This window comes from Synechococcus sp. H60.3 (assembly GCF_047462295.1).
Taxonomy (GTDB): Bacteria; Cyanobacteriota; Cyanobacteriia; order Thermostichales; family Thermostichaceae; genus Thermostichus.
The window spans coordinates 12207-34623 of record NZ_JANSIY010000007.1 but is presented as its reverse complement, the minus strand read 5'-3'; the positions used below and the strand labels follow the sequence as shown (position 1 = coordinate 34623).

The 22417-nt window shown below is 61.0% G+C and carries 17 protein-coding genes, 1 tRNA gene and 1 riboswitch; of the genes, 9 read left to right on the top strand and 9 right to left on the bottom strand.

Annotated features, from left to right (window positions below):
- Nucleotides 1–3 precede the first annotated feature (3 nt).
- The 4 genes from NW841_RS01820 (at nt 4) to NW841_RS01805 (ending at nt 2973) form a co-directional block, all read left to right on the top strand.
- Nucleotides 4–753, top strand: coding sequence for a WecB/TagA/CpsF family glycosyltransferase (locus NW841_RS01820; protein ID WP_414364079.1), 750 nt, complete (start codon nt 4–6; stop codon nt 751–753).
- A 42-nt stretch (nt 754–795) separates the two neighbouring features.
- Nucleotides 796–1644 (top strand): cell division ATP-binding protein FtsE, encoded by an 849-nt coding sequence (locus tag NW841_RS01815; protein WP_414364078.1) that lies wholly within the window; start codon nt 796–798, stop codon nt 1642–1644.
- A 63-nt stretch (nt 1645–1707) separates the two neighbouring features.
- A complete protein-coding gene (locus NW841_RS01810; RefSeq protein ID WP_414385099.1) occupies nt 1708–2625 on the top strand; it encodes a cell division protein FtsX in 918 nt (305 codons plus the stop codon).
- A gap of 108 nt (nt 2626–2733) precedes the next feature.
- Nucleotides 2734–2973, top strand: a complete 240-nt coding sequence (locus NW841_RS01805; RefSeq protein WP_011429075.1) for a DNA-directed RNA polymerase subunit omega — start codon at nt 2734–2736, stop codon at nt 2971–2973.
- 36 nt (nt 2974–3009) lie between these two features.
- Here NW841_RS01805 and NW841_RS01800 read toward each other — a convergent pair whose 3' ends face one another.
- The 4 genes from NW841_RS01800 to coaBC all read right to left on the bottom strand — a co-directional run bounded on the left by NW841_RS01800 (nt 3010) and on the right by coaBC (nt 8353).
- Entirely contained in the window at nt 3010–4728 is a 1719-nt protein-coding gene (locus tag NW841_RS01800; RefSeq protein WP_414371912.1) for a mechanosensitive ion channel family protein, read from the bottom strand.
- 186 nt (nt 4729–4914) lie between these two features.
- The gene (cax, locus tag NW841_RS01795; RefSeq protein WP_414371998.1) at nt 4915–6033 is read right to left on the bottom strand and encodes a calcium/proton exchanger; all 1119 of its coding nucleotides are present in this window, start codon (nt 6031–6033) and stop codon (nt 4915–4917) included.
- A gap of 258 nt (nt 6034–6291) precedes the next feature.
- Nucleotides 6292–7062 carry a hypothetical protein gene (locus NW841_RS01790; RefSeq protein WP_414364075.1) on the bottom strand — a complete coding sequence of 257 codons (771 nt, stop codon included), beginning with the start codon at nt 7060–7062 and terminating at the stop codon, nt 6292–6294.
- Nucleotides 7063–7129: 67 nt separating this feature from the next.
- The gene (coaBC, locus tag NW841_RS01785; protein ID WP_414372000.1) at nt 7130–8353 is read right to left on the bottom strand and encodes a bifunctional phosphopantothenoylcysteine decarboxylase/phosphopantothenate--cysteine ligase CoaBC; all 1224 of its coding nucleotides are present in this window, start codon (nt 8351–8353) and stop codon (nt 7130–7132) included.
- Nucleotides 8354–8712: 359 nt separating this feature from the next.
- Here coaBC and NW841_RS01780 point away from each other — a divergent pair, with 359 nt between their 5' ends.
- From NW841_RS01780 to NW841_RS01770, 3 genes are all read left to right on the top strand, one after another.
- The gene (locus NW841_RS01780) at nt 8713–9081 is read left to right on the top strand and encodes an AbrB family transcriptional regulator (RefSeq protein ID WP_011429082.1); all 369 of its coding nucleotides are present in this window, start codon (nt 8713–8715) and stop codon (nt 9079–9081) included.
- Between the two features lie 250 nt (nt 9082–9331).
- Complete coding sequence (locus tag NW841_RS01775) at nt 9332–10099, top strand: Ig-like domain-containing protein (RefSeq protein ID WP_414385098.1); 768 nt, start codon at nt 9332–9334, stop codon at nt 10097–10099.
- A 16-nt stretch (nt 10100–10115) separates the two neighbouring features.
- A complete protein-coding gene (locus NW841_RS01770; protein ID WP_414385108.1) occupies nt 10116–11831 on the top strand; it encodes a helicase HerA domain-containing protein in 1716 nt (571 codons plus the stop codon).
- Here the strand turns inward: NW841_RS01770 and NW841_RS01765 are convergent.
- From NW841_RS01765 to NW841_RS01750, 4 genes are all read right to left on the bottom strand, one after another.
- Nucleotides 11801–13045 (bottom strand): FAD-dependent hydroxylase, encoded by a 1245-nt coding sequence (locus tag NW841_RS01765; RefSeq protein ID WP_414385096.1) that lies wholly within the window; start codon nt 13043–13045, stop codon nt 11801–11803. The two genes, NW841_RS01770 and NW841_RS01765, sit on opposite strands and share 31 nt — an antisense overlap.
- Nucleotides 13046–13051: 6 nt before the next feature.
- On the bottom strand, nt 13052–14041 hold the full coding sequence (locus NW841_RS01760) for a methyltransferase domain-containing protein (protein ID WP_414371916.1): 990 nt from the start codon (nt 14039–14041) through the stop codon (nt 13052–13054).
- Nucleotides 14042–14261: 220 nt separating this feature from the next.
- Nucleotides 14262–16505 carry a 5-methyltetrahydropteroyltriglutamate--homocysteine S-methyltransferase gene (gene metE / locus NW841_RS01755; RefSeq protein ID WP_414385094.1) on the bottom strand — a complete coding sequence of 748 codons (2244 nt, stop codon included), beginning with the start codon at nt 16503–16505 and terminating at the stop codon, nt 14262–14264.
- Between the two features lie 428 nt (nt 16506–16933).
- Nucleotides 16934–17139, bottom strand: a riboswitch (cobalamin riboswitch).
- Between the two features lie 38 nt (nt 17140–17177).
- Nucleotides 17178–17251: transfer RNA gene (locus tag NW841_RS01750), tRNA-Arg, on the bottom strand.
- A gap of 286 nt (nt 17252–17537) precedes the next feature.
- Here NW841_RS01750 and NW841_RS01745 point away from each other — a divergent pair.
- Together NW841_RS01745 and NW841_RS01740 are read left to right on the top strand one after the other, a co-directional pair.
- Nucleotides 17538–18860 (top strand): dihydroorotase, encoded by a 1323-nt coding sequence (locus NW841_RS01745; protein ID WP_414385092.1) that lies wholly within the window; start codon nt 17538–17540, stop codon nt 18858–18860.
- Nucleotides 18861–19238: 378 nt separating this feature from the next.
- On the top strand, nt 19239–19640 hold the full coding sequence (locus NW841_RS01740) for a SaoD/DsrE family protein (RefSeq protein ID WP_414364069.1): 402 nt from the start codon (nt 19239–19241) through the stop codon (nt 19638–19640).
- 5 nt (nt 19641–19645) lie between these two features.
- Here NW841_RS01740 and clpB read toward each other — a convergent pair whose 3' ends face one another.
- The gene (gene clpB / locus NW841_RS01735) at nt 19646–22288 is read right to left on the bottom strand and encodes an ATP-dependent chaperone ClpB (RefSeq protein WP_414385090.1); all 2643 of its coding nucleotides are present in this window, start codon (nt 22286–22288) and stop codon (nt 19646–19648) included.
- Nucleotides 22289–22417: the final 129 nt, after the last annotated feature.

Genomic DNA, 22417 nt, shown 5'->3' with positions numbered 1-22417 from the left:
GCAATGTCATTGGTAACTTACCCCCTTTTGGGCGTCAACCTGCACCTAGCCCTGCCGGAAGCCCATCTGCAGAGCTATACCGCCTGGATTGAAGCCCGCATCAGCCAGGGCCAGGGTGCCCAGGTGGTCACCTGCAACCCGGAGATGATCATGCAGGCGCAGCAGGATCCGGCCTTTGCCCAAGTGCTGCAGGAGGCTGAGCTGGTGATCCCAGACGGCATTGGGGTGGTGTGGGCCTTGCGGCGGCAGGGGATCCGTGTCCAGCGGGTGCCAGGGATCGAGTTGGCTGAAGCTTTGATCTCGCGGGCAGCAGAACGGAGGTGGCGCTTGGCCTTGGTGGGAGGAAGGCCGGAAGTCAACCGGGCAGCGGTTCAGCAGTGGCAAGCTCGCTTTCCCTCTCTGTCCATTTGGGGCCATCACGGCTACTTCTCTGGCGCCGAAGAGGAAAAACTGCTGCAAGCTCTCCAAAAAATTCAACCCCAACTGGTGTGGGTGGGGCTGGGATCCCCGCGACAGGAGCTGTGGATCCGCCAGCGGCGGGCCCTTCTGCCCCAGGCCATCTGGATGGGGGTGGGGGGCAGCTTCGACATTTGGGCTGGGCAAAAACGACGGGCCCCCCGCTGGTGGCGTGACCATCACCTGGAATGGTTGTATCGTCTCTATCAGGAACCCTGGCGCTGGCGACGCATGTTGGCTTTGCCCAGGTTTGCCTGGCGGGTGCTGTGGGATCCCTCTTCTCCCTCGCGCTCCTAGCCTGGCAGCTCCACTCGTTCTCTTCTGTCTAAGCGTTTTACCATGATGCTTGGTCAGCACACTGGCTACGCTCCTCGCCTTCACCCTTGGGCTGGTACAACCCCCAACCCCTCCCTCCCCGCCCCAACCGACCCAGAAACCACCTTGGGCCTCTACCCCAAGCCCCAGCCCGGATCCCTGCCGGCCCCAGGTAGCGCTGAGAGCATGGTGTCGTTGCAGGGGGTGAGCAAGGTCTTTCCCAACGGCAACTGGGTTTTCCGAGATGTGAACCTAGAGGTGCGCCGCGGCGAGTTTGTGTTCGTAACCGGAGTGTCGGGGGCAGGCAAGTCCACCCTGCTACGGCTGCTCTACGGGGCCGAACAGGCCACCGAGGGCACGGTGATAGTGGATCAGGTGTGTCTGTTTTCTTCGGAAGGTCGGCGGCGGCCCTACTGCATCCCGCCCCGCCCTCTGGCAATGTTGCGGCGGCGCTTGGGGGTGGTTTTTCAAGACTATCGCCTCTTGGCCAATCGCACCCTGGCGGAAAATGTGGCCTTTGTGCTGCGGGCCCAGGGACTTTCCCCAGCAGAGATCCACCGCCGCCTGGGGCCAACTTTGAAGATGGTGGGGCTGACCGAGAAGCGGGATCACTTCCCCCACGAGCTTTCGGGAGGGGAGCAACAGCGCCTCAGCTTGGCCCGCGCCATTGTCAACATGCCCGTCTTGTTGCTGGCGGACGAGCCAACGGGAAATCTGGATCGGGAAAACTCGCTCTTGGTTCTGCAGATCCTGGAGCGGCTCAATTCCTTTGGCGTGACGATCCTCATGACCAGCCACGACCCCTATCTGGTGGAGCGGGCGGGTCACCGGGTGGTGCGCCTGGAAGGAGGACGCCTGTATGATCTGCGCTGAGGCGCTGCATAGGGTGGGAATCCTGAAGATTGGGTTTACTGGCAGTGTTGGGCGGTAAACAGCATGCAATCTCTCTCCCGATTTCTCAACAAAATCCGCTACCTCCTGCAGGAAACTTTTTTGGGGTTGCGGCGGGGAGGCTGGCTAAACTGGGCGGCGGTGAGCACCCTGTTGGTGTTGCTGTTTCTGGTGGGAATCGGCGTTGAGCTGTCTTGGGGGGTGGATGCAACAGTCCAGTCTCTGGGGGGGCAACTGGAGATCTCCGTCTATCTAGAGCCGGAAGGCCGGGGGGTGGATTTGCAACCCCAAGTTGCCCAACTGCCTCATGTGGCGGAGGTGAGGGTCATCACCAAAGAGCAAGCTTGGCGCGACCTTTTGCTGGAGATGGGGATCCAGGATGAGGCGGCCCTGGAGACTCAGTTGGGGGAGAACCCTTTGGTGGATGCCCTGCGGGTCAAAGCCGATTCTGCCGGAGCCCTGGGGGAGGTGGCGGCACAGATTCGCCAATTGGAAGGGGTAGACGAGGTGTACTACGGCAGCCGCATTGTGGAGCAACTGGCCCAAATCCAGGAGGTGCTACGTCTGGGATCCCTGAGCATCACCGGGGTGTTGGCCCTGACAGCAGTGGCTGTGATCACCACCACCATTCGCCTGGTTGTCATGGCGCGGCGCCGGGAGATTGAGGTGATGCAACTGGTGGGGGCGACGGCGACCTGGATTTACTTGCCCTTTATTTTGCAGGGCTGCCTGTTCGGGGTAGTCAGCGCGCTAGGGGCTTGGGGCTTGGTTCTGGGATCCCGACAGTTGCTGCAGGAGGCGCTGGATCGGTTGATTGCGCTGCCCTTCCTCAAGGTAGTGCAGGCCGATCCCGGCCAGGGAGAGTTTTGGTTTCTGCTGCTGCTGTTGCTGGGGATGGGGGTTTTTCTGGGCACCAGCAGCAGCTTGATTGCGGTGCGCAAGTCGGTGGGACGTTGGTTTTGATTGGGGATCCCTCACCCTGGGCCGGGCTGAGGCCCTTATGAGCTGCCGAGAGGTTTGCTAGGATAAAAGGTTACTTGGTAACAAAACCGACAAGGCAGGACTCCGACAATGACCTTGCGCAACCCTCACTTGGGCATCGACAACGACGAGCTGATGCGTCGGGTAGAGGCGTTAATTAACGCTTCCAAAAACCGCTATCGCATCACGGTGCAGGTGGCCAATCGGGCCAAGCGTCGCCGCTACGATGATCCCAACGATGTGGAAGAGGGCTGGATGAAGCCCATTCGCCGCGCCATCATCGAGATGTCGGATGAACTGACCGAGCCGGAAATCATCGGCGACGAGTAGCTTTGGCCCTGTCGCCACTGCAGGCCGGCTGGGCGGCTAAGGGCGATGAAGACCCTCGGCAGGAACCTGGTCTGTGAGGTCTTCTGGGTCAGGATCTCTTTCCCGTGGACGAGCCTCGAGCCGCGACTCCATCAGGCGCAGCAGGCGGTGGGTCTCCTCTGGGCTGAGGCCCTGGATGCGCATCTCCAAGGGGCTGTGGAACCAGAGGGTTTGTTGCGGAAACGGAATCCGGATCCCGGCTTGGTCGAAGGCATGCTTGAGGCGACGGCGATATTCCCGCGCCACCCGCCACTGCTGTAGGGGCTGCACTTTGATCCAGATGCGCAGGGTGATCCCCCGCTCCCCCAGGTCATCGACGCCGTGCATCTCCGGGGGCTCGAGGATTTTGTCCCGCCAAGCCGGCTCCCGGTACATCTGGAGCGCCACCTGCTCGGTGATGCGGATCGCCTGTTCCAGGTCGTTTTCGTAGGCGATCACGATCCCCAAATCCACCCGCGACCAGCCGTTGGAGAGGTTCTCCACCACCCGAATGGCGCTGTTGGGAATGGAGATCAGGCTGCCTTCGGTGTTGCGCAACTGGGTTAGCCGCAGATCCATGTGTTCCACCAGGCCGCTCCGCCCGTCTACCACGATCACATCTCCTTCGGCAAATTGGTCTTCCAGCAAAATCAACAGCCCGTTGATCACGTCTTTGATCAAATCCTGGGCAGCCAGGGAAATCCCCAGCCCGATGAAGCCCAGGCTGGCCACCAAAGGGCCGATATTCACCCCCACTGAGGCCAAGCCGACCAGGGATCCCAGCAAAACCAGCGCGGTGGCTGTCACTCCTTTGGAGACACTGGCAAAGGTGCTGAGGCGTTTGCTGAGGCGATAGGTGGGGGCATTTTGCCACTGCTCTTGGCGCAAGGCGGCGAAGAGGCCGTCCAGCAGCAGGCTGCTCAGCCAAACACTGCCATAAGTCGCCAGGCCCACCCCTGCCAAGCGCAGCAGAGGGCCGCGCAGCGAGACCAGGAGAAACGTTTGCAAGGGGCGTGTTTGGGGGAAAAGGCCCAAACTCACCCCAACGCCGCCCGTCCACAGGCCAACCTGCACCAGGCGCAGCAGACGAATTTGCAGCTCCAAATAGGATGCCTGCCGTTTGCGCCCTGCCTGTTGTTCAACCAAGACGGGATCCGCGCCTGGCTCCCCCTGGAGGCGCTCCTGCACCTCTGCTTGGATGGCCTGGTACTCCGCCTGCAGGGCATCGCGTTTTTGCTGCAGCCGTCGTCGTTCTCGCTGACAAAGCCGGCTCAGGCTCCCCGCTGCTGCCAGAATGGCGAGGGCTATCAGGGCTTGGCGGCGCAAAAATTGAGGCTGCCGTTCTCGCTGCCAGGTGCGCAGGGCCTCCTCGACAATGCCCGCCACCTGTTCAGCCCAATCCATCGGCTGGCTGCCCTGAAGCTGAGCGTCCAGAGAGGTGATGGTCATCAAATGTCGCCCATTCACCCGGATCACCGGCTGGTTGGTTTGGCTGTCGAGGACGACCTCCACCTGCAACGTTTCTGGGTCGAAGCCCGACTGGGCCAACTGGCGCAGGGTTTGTTCGATGGAGCGGGCCCGCTGCGACACCGGCGGCACGCTGCCGGGATCCCCCTGCGGTGCGGCGACCAAAAACAGCCGCCGTCCATCCAGCGTCACGGCCTCCGTTTGGATGGAGGCGGTGGGCAGGCTGAGCGCCTGCCGCAGCTCTTCCAGAGCATGTAAGGGGTTGAGCAAAGGCCGGTTGGAGGCGGTGCCGTTGTTTTGAGAAGTTTCCTGACCCCATGCCGGCTCGATGGCCGGGGATAGGGCGAGGGACGTGCCGAAAAGGAGCGGCCAAAGCAGGGATCCCGCTGTTCTCCGCCTCGATCTACTTGAAGCTTGCAGATTGTGCGGCATGAGCCGATGCTGAAGTTCTTCCCATCAATCTAAGAAGAAGAAAGCAATGCCGAGAATGGCATAGGTGGCCAAGAGCAACAGCCCCTCCAGCCAGTTGGAGCGGCCGTCGCTGCTGACGGAGTTGACCAGCAACACCGAGACGGCGATCGCCACCAGCTCCACTGTGCCGAAGTTAAAGTTCATCGGCTGGCCCAGCAGGTCGCCGGCCAGCACCAGCAGGGGCGCCACGAACAGGGCAATTTGCATCGTCGAGCCCAGAGATACTGAAAAGGAGAGATCCATCTTGTCTTTCATGGCCACCGTGATTGCCGTCGCATGTTCGGCTGCATTGCCGATGATCGGCAACAAGATCACCCCCATAAACAGCGGTGTCATGTGCAAGCGTTCTAGGGCAGCCTCCAAGGTGTCCACCAGCAACTCCGACTCAAGAGCCACCAATACCGTCAGCCCCAAAAGGGCCAACACCCAAGGCCATAGCCCAGGCTGCTCGGGCGGGGCCGTCAACACCTGGGGAATGGATCCTTCTGCCTGCAAAACTGGATTGGGAGCAAGGCGGGCAGCGGCTTCATGTTCTGCCGCTTCTGCCTCGTGAATGGTGTAAAGGTAGCTGTGGGTTTTGAGGGAAAACAGCAAAGTGAGGCCATAAACCCCGATCAGCACCAAGGCCACCGCCGTGGAGAGCTCTTGGATGGAGAGCGCTCCCAAGTTGGCGTCGGCATAGGTCACCACACTGGGCAAGATCAAGGCCACCACCGCCAGGTTCATCACCGAGGCGTTCATGCGGGCCACCTCGGGCCGAAAGCTTTGCTCGCGAAACTTGATGCCGCCCAAAAACATGGCCAGCCCGGCCACCAGCAGCAGGTTGCTGATGATCGAGCCGGTGATCGAGGCTTTCACCACCTCCACCAGCCCTGCCCGCAGCGCCACCAGGCCAATGATTAGCTCGGTGGCGTTGCCAAAGGTGGCGTTGATCAGCCCCCCGATGGTCGGCCCGGTCAAGGCAGCGATTTCCTCCGTGGCCTGACCGATAAACTTGGCCAAGGCCACCACTGCCAAAGCGGCACAGAGGAAGACCCAATTGGGATCCCAGCCTCGGAAGTGCCCCACCCAAGATAGAGGAACTCCCGCCAGCAGCAGGAACATCAGGCCGTTCAAACCTCTCTGCCAACCTGCTGCAGAGCGATCCGGAGAACCCAGAGAATTTGCATCGGCCAGGGTCATAGTTCCAGGGAAGTAGAGGCTGATAGAGAGTTTCCGAAGTGTGGCGGCGGCTGCAGCCGTCTGACTGTGGGGAAAGAAGGCTCTGCCCAAGACAAGAGCCGCCTTTAGGTCGATGGACAGAGCAGGCGGCCCTCCAAAGCAGTCTAGCTGCTGCCAGGGAGGCTTGGGTAGGTGCTGCCATTAGAGGGAGATGACTCGATGGCGCTGCAGCAGGCGGAGGATCTCAGCTTCCAGTTGATCCAGCAGGCGCTGCGGATCGCCGATTTTCAAAAAGCTGCTGCCCTCCACCCCGAAGGGGAAGGATCCCTCGATGCCGTCCCGGGGCAGTTGCACCAGCAGCAGTTGCTCGGGGCGCTTCGCTTGCAGGGCATAGCCCAACTCCAGACAGACCTGGGGACTGGGCAAGGGGCGCCCTCGGCCATTCACCTGCACCGGGGTGACATCGGCCACCACCAGCAGCGCATGCTTGAGCTTGCGAATCAGCGCTGCGTCGATTAGAGGTGTCTCGCTGTCAGCGGGCGGGGATCCCTGCAGTTGCAGCGGAAGAACCGGCTGGTGATGGCGGTTAATGGTCTCCACCACCGCCTGCAACGCTTGGTGCAGCGTGGCGCTGGAGTCGGGATAATCCGCTTGGCCGCAGAAGTAGATGGCCGGCTCCGTCATGTTCAGGGTGGCCCGCTTGTTGAAGTAGATCTCGCGGCTGATCAGATCGAGGTTGGAGATGCTATAGGCACCGCTGCCCTCGATGTAAAACTCCACCAGCTCCCCTTCCAAGTAGCGTTGCCACCAGACAGAGGCCTTCACCTGCTCCACATCGTCGAGGAAATCGGCTCGCATCGCCGTTTTCAGCAGGCCAGTACGGCTTAGGCGCAAGTCAGGGGCTCGCTGTTGAACTTGGGAGGCAGACAACACCGAATCCAAATACCAGGCTTTCAAAACGATGATCGCCATCGGATCCCTCTGCGCTTAGCCTCAAAGGTACCTGATTTTGGCCGGGAGCGTTATCGCGGTATGGAAGTCAGCCCAGGTGCAGGGCCAGATCCAGCAGCCGGTGAGCCAGGGCCGGTTTGGTGGTCAACGGGAGCAGTTCCGGGCTGCCCTGCCGCGGGATCCAGTAGCCTTGGTTGTGGCTGCTGCCAAAGCCACTGTCCGGTTGGTCGATGGGGTTAGCCACAATGGCATCCAGCCCTTTCTGCTGCAGCTTCTCCTTGGCCGGGGGGAGGGGATCCCCACTTTGGGCGGCAAAGCCGATGAGGCGCTGGCCAGCACGTCTGTGGCGGGCCAAAGCTGCCACCAGGTCAGGGACGGGTTCTAAGGGCAGCATCTGGGGCAGTTCGCCTTTTGGCAGCTTCCCCGCGTAAACCTGGGCGGGGCGCACATCCCCCACAGCGGCAGCCATCCACAAGAGATCGGCCTGGGGAAACTCCGCCTGCAAAACTCTCTCCAGTTGGGCTGCCGTCTCCACCGGCACGGCCCGAATGGCGAAGGGTGCTGGATCAAAGGAGATCCCCAGCGGCCCATGCACCAGCGTGACGTTGGCCCCCCGGCAGGCCGCTGCCACTGCCAGCGCCACCCCCATCCGCCCACTGGCCGGGTTGCCGATAAAACGCACCGCGTCAATGGGCTCGCGCGTTCCCCCCGCCGTCACCAATAGCCGCTTACCCTGCCAGTCTTTTTTTCCCCCTGTCCAGAGCAGAGCCCGCACATACTCCTGCAGCGCCTCTGGCTCCAACATACGCCCTTCCCCCACCGCATCACAGGCCAGGCGGCCACTGGCAGTGGGCAAGGCCCAAAAGCGGGGATCCCGCTGCAGCCGCTGCCAATTCTCGGCCACTGCTTCAGCCTTCCACATGTGAGTATTCATGGCCGGTGCCAGGGCCACCGGACAGTGGCAAGCCAAAACCACATTGGTGAGCAAATTGTCCGCCAGCCCCTGGGCCACCTTGCCCAAGGTGTTGGCCGATAAGGGGGCAATGAGACAAGCTTCGGCCCATTCCCCCAGCTCGATGTGCAGCGGTCGTCCCCGCGTGGCTTGCCAAAACTCGGCATCTGTAAAAGCTGGCTGGCGAGACACGGTGGCAAATGTCAGCGGGGAGATAAACTGTTCTGCAGCTTTCGTCAAAACCACCCTCACCTCTGCCCCCTGCTGGGCCAGAGCAGATACCAAAGCCGCCGTTTTGTAGGCAGCAATTCCCCCACTCACCCCAACCAGCAGACGCCGCCCCGACCAAAAGGGATCCATACCAGAGAACACTCAAACAGCCTTGTTTCCAGTTTCCCTGCTTTTGCCTCCTACCAGTGACCCAACAGGAATCCCTCGCCCAAAGGTGCTAGCGCTCGGGCTGCAAAGCCCGCTGAGAACAGCACTTACGAGCCTATGGCTTGCCTGGGGAGAACCCCTCTTTGCGAAAGTCCGACCTCGACTCTACAGGTTCTGTTCCGCAGAGGGAATTCACTACCGCTGTTTTGCGCACTCGCCTCTTCAGATCCCATTCCGGTTGCCGAACTTATCCCCTCTAATAAGAAAGAGTTGAAGGCAACTCTATTGCAATCGCTATTTGTTTTTGGCTACACTAACTGTTGTCCTTGAACCATCTTGATATGACTACGACCGGTAAACCAAAACCACTCACTGGCCAAGAGCTCCTCGACAAGGTAACTTCGATGGGAAATGCGGATCGCAAGGAAAAAGCTCGCGCCTGTGGCTACGTCACCTATACCAAGAATGGTCAGGAGCGAGTGAATCTGATGCAGTTCAACAACGCCTTGCTGAAGGCAGTCGGTGTGGATCTCGATGCTAGTGATGAGAACGGTTCCCGCGGTCGGGCTCCGACTTACCGCGTTTCGGTTCACAAGAATGGCAACCTCCTCATCGGAGCTGCCTACACCAAGAAGATGGGCCTCAAGCCCGGGGATCAGTTCGAGATCAAGTTGGGCCACCACAACATCAAGCTAGAGCGCATCGACTGATTTCCTGTCGCCTGCCTTGTCGAGGTTCTCTCTGCTGATAACAGCGTTTCAGCTTGGGTAAAGCCCTCGATGGTTAGGGAAGGGCGAGATGCTTCTTTCCCTCCATCGTCATACTGCTTTTAGGCAGACAAGGGATCCTCGTATTCGTTGAGGATCCCTAGCTGTCTGTATCAATAGGTATCAATTGATGGCTAAAGCACAGAGGGCTTCGTTATTCTGACAAAAGTTAAAGTTCATGAGGGCGGCGGCAATGTACACTTCAACTGCACAGAACCTGGCTCGCCGCTGGCAAACTTGGGTGGGATTGGTGGTGTTGGCAGTGGTGTTTTGGGCCGTCCAGCCTCATCTGCAGGTTGAGTCGCAGTCAAATGCGCCGCTGCAGTGGGTCTCCTCGCAGCCAGCTCCTGAGCAGCAGGACGTTTTTGGGGACGGGATCCTACGGCTGCAATTCAATCGGCCACTGGATCCCAATCTACAACGGCTGGTGGTTCAGTTGGAGCCGCCGGCAGCGGTCGTTTTCGACGTGCAGGGAGACGAGTTGTTGCTTAAGCCTCGAGATCCCTTGCGCTTCAGCACCGACTACACCCTTACGCTTGCCCCCCAGGAGGGGCTGCCGCTGGAGCAGGCCATCCAACTGCGCTTTCGCACCGAGCTGCAGTTTACTGACGAGCGGGACATCAAACCGCTGCTGGAGGCCAGTTGTGTTGGCTGTCACCAGCCGGCGGGGCGACAGCGCACCCAGTTGCTGGATAGCTACGAGGCGGTTCTGGCCTACGTCAAGCCAGGGGATCCCAACAGCGAGTTGATCGCTCCCCGCTGGACCCGCCGCCACGCCACCCTTCTCAACGCCAACAACCCCAACCGCCCTCAAGCCCGCGGCGGATCCCCCGAGATTGCCTACATCCAAGCCCGTGGGCTGCCCCTCTCCCGTCTGGGCTTTTGGACGCCGGAGGAGGTGGAGATTGTCCGCACCTGGATTGTGCAGGATGGCGCCCCCCGCACCAGCGCCCGTGCCTAGAACTAGTCTCACCGCCATGACCGCTTCCCAACCTTTGGCCACGGTGATTCAGGGATCCCTGAGTCGGGGCTTGGAAGCTCGCCTCAACCCTGGCGTTTCGGTAGAAGACCTGCGGGTGGGCAAGTTTGTGGTCATTCAAGGGGAGCGCCACCGCTTCTTTGGCCTGCTCACCGACGTTACGTTAGCAACCAGCAACCCCCAGATCCTGGTCAACCCCCCCCGCCCGGAAGAGACCCTGCTGCAGGAGGTGCTGGCGGGTACCGGCACCTACGGGGTTATCGCCCTCACGCCAATGCTGATGTTGGTGCCGCGGCAGACGGAAGGGGAAAGGCTGTACCCCCTCATTGATCCCAACCGGCTAGAAGATGGCGGCCCAGCCCTTCCTGGTGCTGAGGCGATGGAGCTGCTGCCGGTGAAAACAGTGCCGGCCCACTTTTCCCAGGTGTACGAGGCGCGGGAGCTGGACTTTCGCACCGTCTTCGGCTGGGAAGACGACCCCACTCGGCGCAACTTTGCCATCGGTCAGCCTCTGGACATGGCGGTGCCCATTTGTCTGGATTTGGATCGCTGGGTGGAGCGCAGCAACGGCATTTTCGGCAAGTCCGGCACCGGCAAATCCTTCCTGGCCCGCCTGCTCCTGGCGGGCATCATCCGCAAACGGGCGGCGGTGAACCTAATTTTTGATATGCACTCTGAGTATGGCTGGGAGGCGGCCAGCGAGGATAGGCAGGCCACCACTGTCAAGGGGCTGCGGCAGCTCTTCCCCGGCCAGGTACAAATCTATACCTTGGATCCCGATTCCACCCGGCGGCGAGGGGTGCGGGATGCCCGCGAACTGTTTATTGCCTACAACCAGATCGAGGTGGAAGATCTGGCCCTGTTGGCGGAGGAGCTCAACCTCTCCGAGGCCAGCCTGGAAAACGCCATTATCCTGCGCAACGAGTTTGGCCGCGACTGGATCAGCCGGCTCTTGAGCCTCTCCAACGCCGAGGTTCAAGAGTTTTGCGAACAGAAGATGGGCAACAAGGCCTCGATCCTGGCCCTGCAGCGCAAGCTGACCCGCCTCGACGACCTCAAGTACATCCGCAACAGCTTGCCCCACAACTACATCGGCGAGATCTTGGAGGCCCTCAGCCGCGGCATCCACGTGGTCATCGAGTTCGGATCCCAGTCCAACCTGCTCTCCTACATGTTGGCAGCCAACGTCATCACCCGCCGCATCCACCAGGCCTATGTGCAGCAGACGGAGCGGTACCTGCAGTCCAAAAATCCCCTTGACCGGCCCCGGCAACTGTGCATCACCATCGAGGAAGCGCACCGCTTTCTGGATCCGCGGGCAGCCAAGCAGACCATTTTCGGCACCATTGCCCGCGAGATGCGCAAGTACTTTGTGACACTGCTGGTGGTGGATCAGCGCCCTTCCAGTATCGACAGCGAGGTGATGTCGCAGTTGGGCACCCGCATCACGGCCCTCCTCAACGACGAGCAGGATATCGACGCTGTCTTTACAGGGATAGCGGGCAGCCAGAACTTGAAAACGGTGCTGGCCAAGTTGGATTCCAAACAGCAGGCCCTGATCCTCGGCCACGCCGTGCCCATGCCGGTGGTGGTGCAAACTCGCCCCTATGACGAAAAGTTCTACGCCCAGATCGCCGATCCCGACTGGTCAGCGGCTGCCGATGCGGAGGTGCTTTGGGCAGCTCAAAAGGCCAAGGAGGAACTGGGGCTGTAGGGAGAGCTTCCCCAGAGGCCAGTCATCAGGCGCAGCAAAAAGCGCCGCAGCGGTGGGAAGAGGATCATTCCTTGCAAGACCAAGCGCCGCAAGACCACTAGGGGCCAGTAGGAGTTGGAGAAGGTGCGGGTCAGTAGATCCGTAAAGAGCAGCACCAGCCAGTTTTCCCAGCGGCGCCGGCGGCCGTAGCGCCGTAGGACTTTGACATCCCCCAAATCCTCGTGCCGTCTATAGGCCTCCAGCAGCACCTGGGCCAAGGCAGCGGCATCGCGGATACCGAGGTTTAGCCCTTGGCCCGCCACTGGATGGCAGTGGTGAGCTGCATCCCCCACCAAGGCCAGGCGGTGCTGATAGTAGCGGCGGCTCTGGCGCAGACGGGCCGGGAAGACTTGGGGCGGGTTCAGCAAGGTAAGGCAGCCGCCCTGGACGCCGTAGTAGCGCTGCATCTCGGCCAAGAAGTCAGCCTGGGGGAGCGCCAGGGTAGCCTTGGCCTGCTCATGGGGCAGGATCCAGACCACTTGGCAGCGATTGCCGGGCAGGGGCAGGATGGCGAAGGGGCCAGCAGGCCAGAAGCGTTCGTAGGCAATGTTTTGGTGATCTTGGGCAGGGGCCACCAGGGCGGTGATACACGACTGCCAGTAGTCCCAGCCGTCGCTAGGGATCCCTGCCCCCTGGCGCACCTGGGAGCGCAGGCCGTCAGCAGCCACCACCAGGGAGGCGGCCAGCCGGCGTCGGCCTTGGGTCGTTTCCAGCTCCACCTCAGCCGCGGCCTTTCCATAAGTGACCCTCTCCACCCTGGCTTCGTAGTAGCAGGTGATCTGGGGATCCGCAGCCACCCGCTCCTGGAGCATCTGCTGCAGCCAGCCATGTTCACCACAGTAGAAAACTGCCGTTTCCCCCACATCCTCCGGCCTAAACGTCACCCGCTGGGGAGCGTTGGCGTCGGTCAGAATCACCTGGGCAAAGGGTGTGATGTGGGGAGCCAGCGCCTCCCACACCCCGATGGCCCGAAAGATGCGGATCGAGAGCGGCGAAAGGGCATAGGCCAAGGGGCGCTGCCTGACTGCCTCAGCCGACTGGGCCTCAATGAGGGCCAAGCGCAGGCCGGATCCCTGCAGGGCACAAGCTAGGGTTAAGCCCGCAATGCCGCCGCCAACGATGATCACGTCGTAGAGGGCGTCCAGAGTCTCCGGAGGGGGAGCAAGGAGCGTCATTGTCTTTTATTGGGTGCTGTAGCCAACTACTTCTGGGGAGGCGGAGTTTGCCGGCGTGGCGGCCCGCACCGCCCGGAACATGCCAAAGCGGCAGAGGCCAGTGCCGAAGGCCAGGCGCATGAGCAAGAAGGTGGGCACCTCCCGCAGCGACTTAATCAAGCCTACCAAGCCAAACTTCAGCAAGCCCTCGGGACGGACAATGCCCTGCCAGATGGAATCCAGCCAAGAAGGAAGGGTCTCTTGCGTCCAGTCGGCGGTTTCCACCTGCCCTTCCACCAGCCCGGTGGCTTGCAACTGTTCAGCAAACCCCTCGATGCTGGAAAAAGCGGGGTGCGACCACTGATCCAACAACTGCCGCATCACCAGCCGCTCCCAGAAGTTGAGGGGCTTTTGACGGTCGTCCCGCTGGTTCCAGTCCGCCACTACCAAGATGCCTCCCGGCTTGAGCACCCGCAGCATCTCGCTGGCGTAGCGGGCCTTGTCCGGCATGTGGGGCCCCGCTTCGATGGACCAGACCACATCAAAGCTGGCGTCGGGAAAGGGCAGATTGAGGGCATCCGCTACCTGAAACCGGACAGGGAGATCGGGGGGGGTGAGCTCTTGGGCCCGCTGCACCTGCTGCGGGCTGATGGTGATGCCGGTTACGACAAAGCCGTAGTCGCGGGCCAAGAGGCGACAACTACCGCCGATGCCGCAACCTACATCCAGCACCGTCGTCCCCGGCGGCAGCCGATCCAGCCCGCCCCAGCGCACCATCTCGTGGACAAAGTCGTACTTGGCTTGGATGAAGTTCTTCCGCCGCGGCGGGGATCCGTAGTGGCCGAGGTGAATGTGCTCGCCCCAGTAGAACTCCAGGATCCCATCGCGGGTCCACTCGTCGTAGGCGCGGGCTACCGATTCAGGAGATCGGTACTTGCGGGCGGTTAGCAGGTAGGCTGCCAGGCCCACGGCCAGCAGCAGGACTAGGCCCCAAAAAACCCAAAGTGTCGGATTCATCAGAATGATGTCAATATGGCTGGAGACGACGACGATTATCGTTCCTTCGGTGGCAAGGGGGCAAGCAAGGGATCCCTCCCTGGGTCTGTCGATCCAGCGGAGTGACGAGACAATTCCATCTTGCCCTATTGGCCAGCCGCCAGGCGGGCTGGGGCTGTCGTAGCCCCAAATGGTCGGTTGCCGGCGGAGGGAGCGTTGGCCTGAGGGATCTCGCCGGGGGCTAGGTGGCCTGGAGCTCCTCCCTTAGGCGCTGAGTGGCTGCCACCATGTTCCTCAGGGCAGGGATCACCTCCTCCCAGCGGCGGGTTTTTAGGCCGCAGTCGGGGTTGACCCAGGTTTGTTCTAGCGGCAAGTGGGCCACTCCCAGGCGCAGTTGCTGGAGAATCTGCTCGGTGTCGGGCACCGCCGGGCTGTGGACGTCGTAAACGCCGTTGCCCACCTGGTGGCGATAGCCCGCTTGGGCGATCTGCAGCAAGGTTTTGTTGCTGCTGCGGCTGTTTTCGATCGAGAGAACGTCGGCGTCCAGCCGCTCGATGTGCTCGATGATGTCCCCGAACTCCGAGTAGCACATGTGAGTGTGGATCTGGGTTTCGGGCTTGGCGCCAGCGGTAGCCAGTCGGAAGGCCTCCACCGCCCAGCTTAAGTACTCCGGCCAGCGCTCTTTTTTCAAGGGTAGACCCTCCCGCAGCGCTGGCTCGTCCACCTGTACCATTACGGCTCCGGCAGCTTCTAAGTCGGCCACCTCTGCCCGCAGGGCCAAGGCAATTTGCAAGGCTTGCTCGCGGCGGGAAAGGTCAACGCGGGGGAAGGACCAGTTGAGCATGGTTACCGGCCCGGTGAGCATCCCCTTAACCGGCTTTTGGGTTAGAGATTGGGCCACCTTAAACTCCCGCACCGTCATGGGGCAAGGGCGAGACACATCGCCGTAGAGAATGGGGGGACGCACGCAGCGGCTGCCATAGCTCTGCACCCAGCCGTGCTCGGTAAAGGCAAAGCCCTGCAGTTGCTGGGCAAAGTATTCCACCATGTCGGTGCGCTCGAACTCGCCATGCACCAGCACATCCAGGCCAATTTCTTCTTGAATGCGGATGCACCTGGCAATTTCGGCGTCGATAGCGGCCTCGTATTCGGCCTGGGAGATCTCGCCCTTTTTGTACTTGACCCGCCACTGCCGGACTTCGGGGGTTTGGGGAAAAGAACCGATGGTGGTAGTGGGCAGCGGTGGCAGCTTGACCTGCCGGCCTATACGCTGCTCGTAGGGAAGGGAGCGCTGGAAGTCCTGCGCCGTCAGGTTGGCCAAGGCCTGGCGCACCGCAAGGTTGGGGGGATTGAAGTCCTGGAAGGCCTGCCACTGCTGTTCCAGCTTGTTCTGCTGGGCAGCGGTGTCTTCGCCGTTGAGGGTGCGAGCGAGCAGAACCACTTCGGCCAGCTTCTGCTCGGCAAAGCTGAGAACATTGCGCAAAGGCTCTGGCAGGTGGGTTTCCAGAGCAGCGTCGTGGGGCACAAACTGGAGCGAGCAAGAAGGCTGCACCCGCAGGTTGGGGGCTAGGGCTTGCAGCTCTTGCAGAGTGGCCAGAACGGCCTTGGGCTGGATCTGCCAGACGTTGCGCCCGTCCACTACCCCCGCCCCTAGGATCTTATCGGCGGGGAAGCCGTGGGCTCTGACCAGTTCCAGGTTGTGGCCGCGGGTGAAGTCGAGGCTGAGGCCGGCTAGCGGCAGCTCCACCACCCAGGGGTAAGTCTCCCCCAAGTCGTCAAAGTAGGTAACCAAGTGGACAGGGATCCCCAACCGAGCCAGCCGGCGGTAGGTCTGCTCCACCGCTTCCCGGAGACTGTCGCCTTCGCTCGTCACCAAGATGGGCTCATGGACTTGCACTTCCCGGATTCCCAGTCGCTGCAGCTCCTGCAGCAGCTCCTCGTAGAGAGGAAGCAGCTTCTCCAGATCTCCCCGCAACTCGCCAGAGCGCTGGCTTAGAGCAAGAAGGGTAACCGGACTGAGGAGGACAGGGCTGGTGCGGTTTCCTAGGATCCCTTGCGCCCGCCGCACTGTGGCCAGGAAGTCATCGAAATGGGCCTGAGGGATCGCGTCGACCTCAATTTCCGGCACCAGGTAGTGGTAGTTGGTGTCGAACCACTTGGTCATTTCCAAGGCGGGCAGGCCCTCCCGTCCCCGCGCCATGGCAAAGTAGCGCTCCAGGCCTGATAAGCTCTGAAACCGGGAGGGAATCAGCCCCAGCCAGGTGGCCCAGTCCAAAACATGGTCGTAGAGGGTTTGATCTCCTACTGCAATGTGGTCGATGCCAGCCTGAAGCTGTACCCGCCAGACCTGTGCCTCCAGCTCCTGGAGCGTTGCTGACAAGGCCTCCGCCTCCAGGGTGCCGCTCCAAAAGGCTTCCAGCGCTTTCTTCAGCTCGCGGCGCTTGCCCATGCGGGCATAGCCTAGGGTTTGGGTTTCGATGGCCATAAGGTACTGTCTCCTGAACTGAATTCGGTAAATGAGGTTGCCGCCAGTTGGCTTTGTACAGCCGGTTGTCATCCAACCTAGGCAGCAAGAAATGGCCGCCGACATGCCTATCGGTGGGATCCCGGCAGAAGGTTTTCTCTAGGCCAGGAAACCTGCTGGAGCTGTCAAGGCGTTCCTCAACCTATCGGCTGGCCCACTCGGCACAGGAGGGTGCTTAGAGGACTCTTTTGCGCAACCAAAGCAAGAAAACGTCCTCCAAGAGTTAGCTGCCCCTGAGCCAACTGCTTAGCTCTCTTGTCCGCGCTTTTGACTTAGTGCCTACGCTCCAAGAGCGTCGAAAATCCGTAAGCAGGCCGATGAAAAAACTTCGGGACGGGAACGGGCCAACGTCAAAATGGGAAGCATATCTGTACCTCGCAGATATGGTGAACTGGGGAAAAACCGCCGGCGGGCATTCTGACTTGCTCAGTTTTGGAGGGGCTGGCTTGCGTCGTCAAGGGCTTTTGCAACAACAACTAGGGATCCCCGATCCAAAACCGGCTCACAGCTGCGGGACAGCGGCAGATTCTCACTGCACTTTCCCCGTTGCCTCTGACGGCTGATCCCCGTCAGAACCGGCAGTAGACTACATCCTACCACCAGCTTGGAGGAGCTAGTAGCTACTCACTTAGACGGGACTGGGCGGATTTGAACCGCCGACCTAGCGCTTAGGAGGCGCTTGCTCTATCCATCTGAGCTACAGCCCCAGACAAAGAGAGAATGGAGCAAGGGAAACTGGGCAACACCTACCGATCTTAGACCCCCCAACTTAGATTACCAGAAAGAGCCGTCTAGACCTTTGCCTGGAAGCCAGCCGCAGCCGTGGAGGGGATGTCAAGTCAAAGCCCTTTTGCGCTGTCGCGACAGCGCTGAGTCGGAAGTGAGGTGCCGGATTGGCGGCCAGTCTTCCAAGGTATTTTGATACTTCCAAGGTATTTTGATAAAGTACTCTGAACATTCTGGCTGGGAAATTAGCGTTGTCTCGGGGGCGCTTTGTCTGACAGTCTGCTGATCCGCAATGCGGAGCTATTGGTGCCGGAAGGGGATCCCTGGCTGGGAGATGTGCTGGTGCGGGAGGGGCGCATTGCCCAAATCGGCCAGAGTCTCTCGGCAGAAGGGGTGGCTAGGGTTATCGACGCGGAGGGCCATACCCTCATGCCGGGGGTGATCGACCCCCAGGTTCACTTTCGCGAGCCGGGCCGGGAGCACAAAGAAGACCTACAGACGGGATCCTGGGCCTGCGCTCGCGGTGGCGTAACCAGCTTTCTGGAGATGCCCAATACGGATCCGCTGACGATCGACCAGGCAACGCTGGATGACAAGTTGGCCCGGGCCGCCAGCAAGTGCGTGGTCAACTACGGCTTTTTCATCGGGGCCACCGCCGATAACCTCAAAGAGCTGCAAACGGTGCAAGGGGCTTGCGGCATCAAGATCTTCATGGGATCCATGCATGGCCCCTTGCTGGTGGATGACCAAGCGGCATTAGAGCGGATCTTTGCCGAGACGGATCCCAATTTTGTTATCGCCGTCCACGCTGAAGATCACTCGCGGATTCAAGCCCGGCGGGCCCTCTTTGCCGAACGTACAGATGTGGCGGTTCACTCCCTGATTCAGGATGAAGAAGCCGCGCTGATTGCCTCGCAACGGGCTTTGGACTTGGCCACCCGCTACCGCCACCGCCTGCACATTTTGCACCTCTCCACCGGCCTGGAGGTGGAGCTGCTGCGCCAGCACAAACCCGCCTGGGTTAGCGCCGAGGTCACCCCTCAGCACCTGCTGCTCAGCACCGCCGACTACGCCCGCCTGGGATCCCTCGTCCAGATGAACCCGCCGCTGCGGGATCCGGCTAACCTGAACCAGCTCTGGCAGGGGCTACACGACGGCATCCTTGATTGCATCGCCACCGACCATGCCCCCCACACCCTGGCCGAAAAGGCCCAGCCCTACCCCCACTCCCCCTCTGGCATGCCCGGTGTGGAGACGGCCTTGCCCCTGATGCTGACCGCAGCCCAGCAGGGCCGCTGTACCCTGCGCCAGGTGGTGCAGTGGATGTGCGAGGCGCCGGCCCGCCTCTACGGGATCCCCAACAAGGGGCGGCTGCAGGTGGGCTACGATGCCGATCTAGTATTGGTGGATCGCCACACGCCTCAGCCGGTGCGCCGGGAAGAGCTGCTCACCAAATGCGGCTGGAGCCCGTTTGAGGGCTGGGAACTGGTGGGCTGGCCGCTGCTCACAATTGTGGGCGGGCAGATCGCCTTTCAAAACGGTCAGGTGGATCCCTCGGTGCGCGGCCAGGCGCTAACCTTTCGGCGCTAGGGGGATCCCCTTCGAGGTTGCACCTGTTCAAACCTTTCAAGATGGCGGTTGAACACTGAGCTGCTTCGGCTTCTCCCTGCCTAGGCAAGAGGAGCAGAGCTCCAGATCCCATCTCAGTTTATAGTCTTATAGTCATTTCAAACAGCAATGAAACCGTTCGTTACGTCGTTATTGCTACGCAACGCTGTCGCGAACGCGCCGCTCTAACTCCCCTCTCCCTCTGGGAGAGGGGCCGGGGGTGAGGGCTGGGAGAGGGGCTGGGGGCGAGGATAGTGGCGAGGAATGCTTGGGGAGTGTCTTACGCCCTTTCAGTAAGCTGTGCTACTTTGAAAGCGATAATCGATGATAATCAAGTTGGAAAACACCTAAGGAGCGGCCATGAAAGTTGCCTACGTCTTCATCACTCCTCGCGGCGGCACCTACAAGCTGGGCCAGATGATCCTACCGCAGCTAGAAGCGGGGGTACACGGCGCGGAAGTGGTGGGCATGTTCTTTTTTGACGACAACTGCTTTGTCTTGCGGCAGGGGGATCCCATTGGCGAGCGCCTGGCCAAGATTGCCGAAGCGCAAAAGATTTTGCTGATGATGTGTGACCTGTGCGCCCTGGAGCGCAACCTGGCGGAAGGGGAACCCAAGTGGTGCGACTCAAAGGGCCAGGGGCGCAAGGAGCCGGGCTATTGTGTTCCCAAGAATGTGGTCAAAGGCGTGCAGGTGGGCTGCTTTCCCGACCTCTACGCGGCCTTAAAAGACAACCCACCTGACCAGGTAATTAGCCTCTAACCAACTTAGCTGACGGCTACGGCAGCAGGCGGCTCTTGGCTGGGCTGAGAGCCAATCTTGCGGAAGACCAGCCGTTCGTTGGCCACATCCACCAGGATGCGGTCGCCAGGCAGGAACTCGTTTTCCAGCAGCTTGGTGGCGAGGGGGTTTTCGATCTCCCGCTGGATGACCCGCTTGAGGGGTCGGGCCCCAAACACGGGATCGTAGCCCAGCTCGGCCAGGTAGTCCTTGGCCTCTTCGGTGAGGACAATCTCAATCTGCTGATCCGCCAGCAACTGCTCCACCCGCCGCATCTGCAGGCTGACGATCTGGCGAATCTGAGCTTTGGTGAGGGCGTGGAAGATGATGAGTTCATCCACGCGGTTGAGGAACTCCGGCCGGAAGTGGTGCCGCAGCATGGCCAGCACCTGAGTTTTCATCTCCTCGTAGCGGCTCTCATCGCCCCCGATTTCCAGAATCAGCTCGCTGCCGATGTTGCTGGTCATGATGATGATGGTGTTCTTGAAGTCCACCGTCCGCCCCTGGGAGTCGGTGATGCGGCCATCGTCCAGCACCTGCAGCAGGATGTTGAAGACATCGGGGTGAGCTTTCTCCACCTCGTCAAAGAGCACCACCGAGTAGGGACGGCGCCGCACCGCTTCCGAGAGCTGCCCCCCTTCTTCGTAGCCCACATAGCCCGGCGGAGCCCCAATCAAGCGGGAGACAGAGTGCTTCTCCATGTACTCGGACATGTCGATGCGCACCATCGCTTCGGAGGTATCGAAGAGGAACTCCGCCAAGGCGCGAGCCAGCTCGGTCTTCCCGACACCGGTGGGCCCCATGAACAGGAACGAGCCGATGGGTCGGTTGGGATCCTTGAGGCCGGCCCGGGCCCGCCGAATGGCAGCGGCTACGGCGGCTACCGCTTCGTCCTGGCCCACCACCCGCTGGTGCAAGTGGGCTTCCAGGCGCAGCAGCTTTTGCTTTTCCGACTCCATCAAGCTGGTGACCGGGATCCCGGTCCAGCGGGAGACGATCTCGGCAATGTCTTCGGGCGTCACCTGCTCCCGCAGCAAGGGCTCACCGTTGGCCTGCAGCTTGGCCAGGTGGGCCTCCTGCTCTTGGATCTGCCGCTCCAGCTCCATCAGCTTGCCGTATTTGAGCTCGGCAGCGCGGTTGAGATCATACTTTTGTTCTGCCTGTTCAATCTGCAGCTTGACGGCATCCCGCTCAGCTTTGAGGCTTTGCAGCCGCTCGATGGCGTCTTTTTCCATCTGCCAACGGGCACTCAGCTCCCGCTGCCGCTCCATCAGGTTGGCCAGCTCCTGCTCAATTTTGCCCAGGCGCTCCTTGGAGGCGGGGTCGTCTTCCTTCTTAAGGGAGAGCTCCTCCATCTGCAGTTGCATGATGCGCCGGTCAATCTCGTCCAGCTCAACGGGCTTGGAGGTAATCTCCATCTTGAGCTTGGCCGCCGCTTCATCCACTAGGTCGATGGCCTTGTCAGGCAAAAAGCGCTCGGAGATGTAGCGGTTGGAGAGAACGGCTGCCGCCACCAAGGCCGAGTCGCTGATCTTGACCCCGTGGTGCAGCTCGTAGCGCTCTTTGAGGCCGCGCAGGATGGAGATGGTGTCTTCTACGGAGGGCTGATCCACATACACCGGCTGGAAGCGGCGCTCCAGGGCGGCGTCTTTTTCGATGTGTTTGCGGTACTCATCCAGGGTGGTGGCGCCAATGCAGCGCAATTCGCCCCGGGCCAGCATCGGCTTGAGCAGGTTGCCGGCATCCATCGCCCCCTCGGCAGCCCCCGCCCCGACCACGGTGTGCAGCTCGTCGATGAAGAGGATGATCTGCCCTTCTGATTCGGTAACCTCCTTGAGCACAGCTTTGAGGCGGTCTTCAAACTCACCGCGGTACTTGGCGCCAGCAATCAAGGAGCCCATGTCCAGGGCGATCACCCGCCGGTTTTTCAACGACTCCGGCACATCTCCCCGGTTGATACGTTGAGCGAGACCTTCGACAATGGCGGTTTTCCCCACGCCGGGTTCGCCGATGAGCACCGGGTTGTTTTTGGTGCGGCGGGAGAGCACCTGAACGACGCGGCGGATCTCGTCGTCCCGCCCGATCACCGGATCCAGCTTCCCTTCGCGGGCGGCCTTGGTCAAGTCGCGGCCATAGCGCTCCAGGGCCTCGTAGCGGGACTCAGGGTTTTTGTCGGTAACCCGCTGTTTGCCCCGCACTTGTTGGATAACGGGTTTGAGGCGCTCGACGGTCAAACCTAGGGGTGCTAGAACCCGCTTGCCCACCCGCTCATCGTCCAGGGATCCCAAAAGCAAGTGCTCTACCGAAATGAAGTCGTCTTCGTATTCTTTGCGAAACGCTTCAGCCCGATCCAGCGTGGTCTCCAGGCCGCGGCCCAGGTAGAGCTGATCCACCCGCGCCAGCTTGGGCTGCTGGTTGATAAAGCTTTCCACTCTATCCCGCACCAGCCTTGGATCGATGCCGGCCCGCTGCAAAATGGTCTGGGTAAGCCCTCCCTCCTGATCCAGAAGGGAGATCAGCAGGTGCTCGGTTTCCAACTGTTGCTGCTGGTGCCGCCGAGCTACATCTTGGGATTGGACAATGGCGCTCCAGGCTTTCTCGGTAAATTGGTTGGGATTGGTGGGCTGCATAGAAGTTCGGCAGGTTTTTTACTACAGTGTATAGGAAGACAGCAGGGGAAGCGGACATCTCAGCCCCCGCTTGGGAAAAGGGATCCCGATAATTCAGGTATCGCCCATTTTGGCCGCGCCAGAGTTCGC

Coding starts and splice junctions, on each gene's coding strand:
- NW841_RS01820 (WP_414364079.1), top strand. CDS start 4: ATGTCATTGGTAACTTACCCCCTTTTGGGCGTCAACCTGCACCTAGCC.
- NW841_RS01815 (WP_414364078.1), top strand. CDS start 796: ATGATGCTTGGTCAGCACACTGGCTACGCTCCTCGCCTTCACCCTTGG.
- NW841_RS01810 (WP_414385099.1), top strand. CDS start 1,708: ATGCAATCTCTCTCCCGATTTCTCAACAAAATCCGCTACCTCCTGCAG.
- NW841_RS01805 (WP_011429075.1), top strand. CDS start 2,734: ATGACCTTGCGCAACCCTCACTTGGGCATCGACAACGACGAGCTGATG.
- cax (WP_414371998.1), bottom strand. CDS start 6,033: ATGTTCCTGCTGCTGGCGGGAGTTCCTCTATCTTGGGTGGGGCACTTC.
- NW841_RS01790 (WP_414364075.1), bottom strand. CDS start 7,062: ATGGCGATCATCGTTTTGAAAGCCTGGTATTTGGATTCGGTGTTGTCT.
- coaBC (WP_414372000.1), bottom strand. CDS start 8,353: ATGGATCCCTTTTGGTCGGGGCGGCGTCTGCTGGTTGGGGTGAGTGGG.
- NW841_RS01780 (WP_011429082.1), top strand. CDS start 8,713: ATGACTACGACCGGTAAACCAAAACCACTCACTGGCCAAGAGCTCCTC.
- NW841_RS01775 (WP_414385098.1), top strand. CDS start 9,332: ATGTACACTTCAACTGCACAGAACCTGGCTCGCCGCTGGCAAACTTGG.
- NW841_RS01770 (WP_414385108.1), top strand. CDS start 10,116: ATGACCGCTTCCCAACCTTTGGCCACGGTGATTCAGGGATCCCTGAGT.
- NW841_RS01765 (WP_414385096.1), bottom strand. CDS start 13,045: ATGACGCTCCTTGCTCCCCCTCCGGAGACTCTGGACGCCCTCTACGAC.
- NW841_RS01760 (WP_414371916.1), bottom strand. CDS start 14,041: ATGAATCCGACACTTTGGGTTTTTTGGGGCCTAGTCCTGCTGCTGGCC.
- metE (WP_414385094.1), bottom strand. CDS start 16,505: ATGGCCATCGAAACCCAAACCCTAGGCTATGCCCGCATGGGCAAGCGC.
- NW841_RS01740 (WP_414364069.1), top strand. CDS start 19,239: ATGAAAGTTGCCTACGTCTTCATCACTCCTCGCGGCGGCACCTACAAG.
- clpB (WP_414385090.1), bottom strand. CDS start 22,288: ATGCAGCCCACCAATCCCAACCAATTTACCGAGAAAGCCTGGAGCGCC.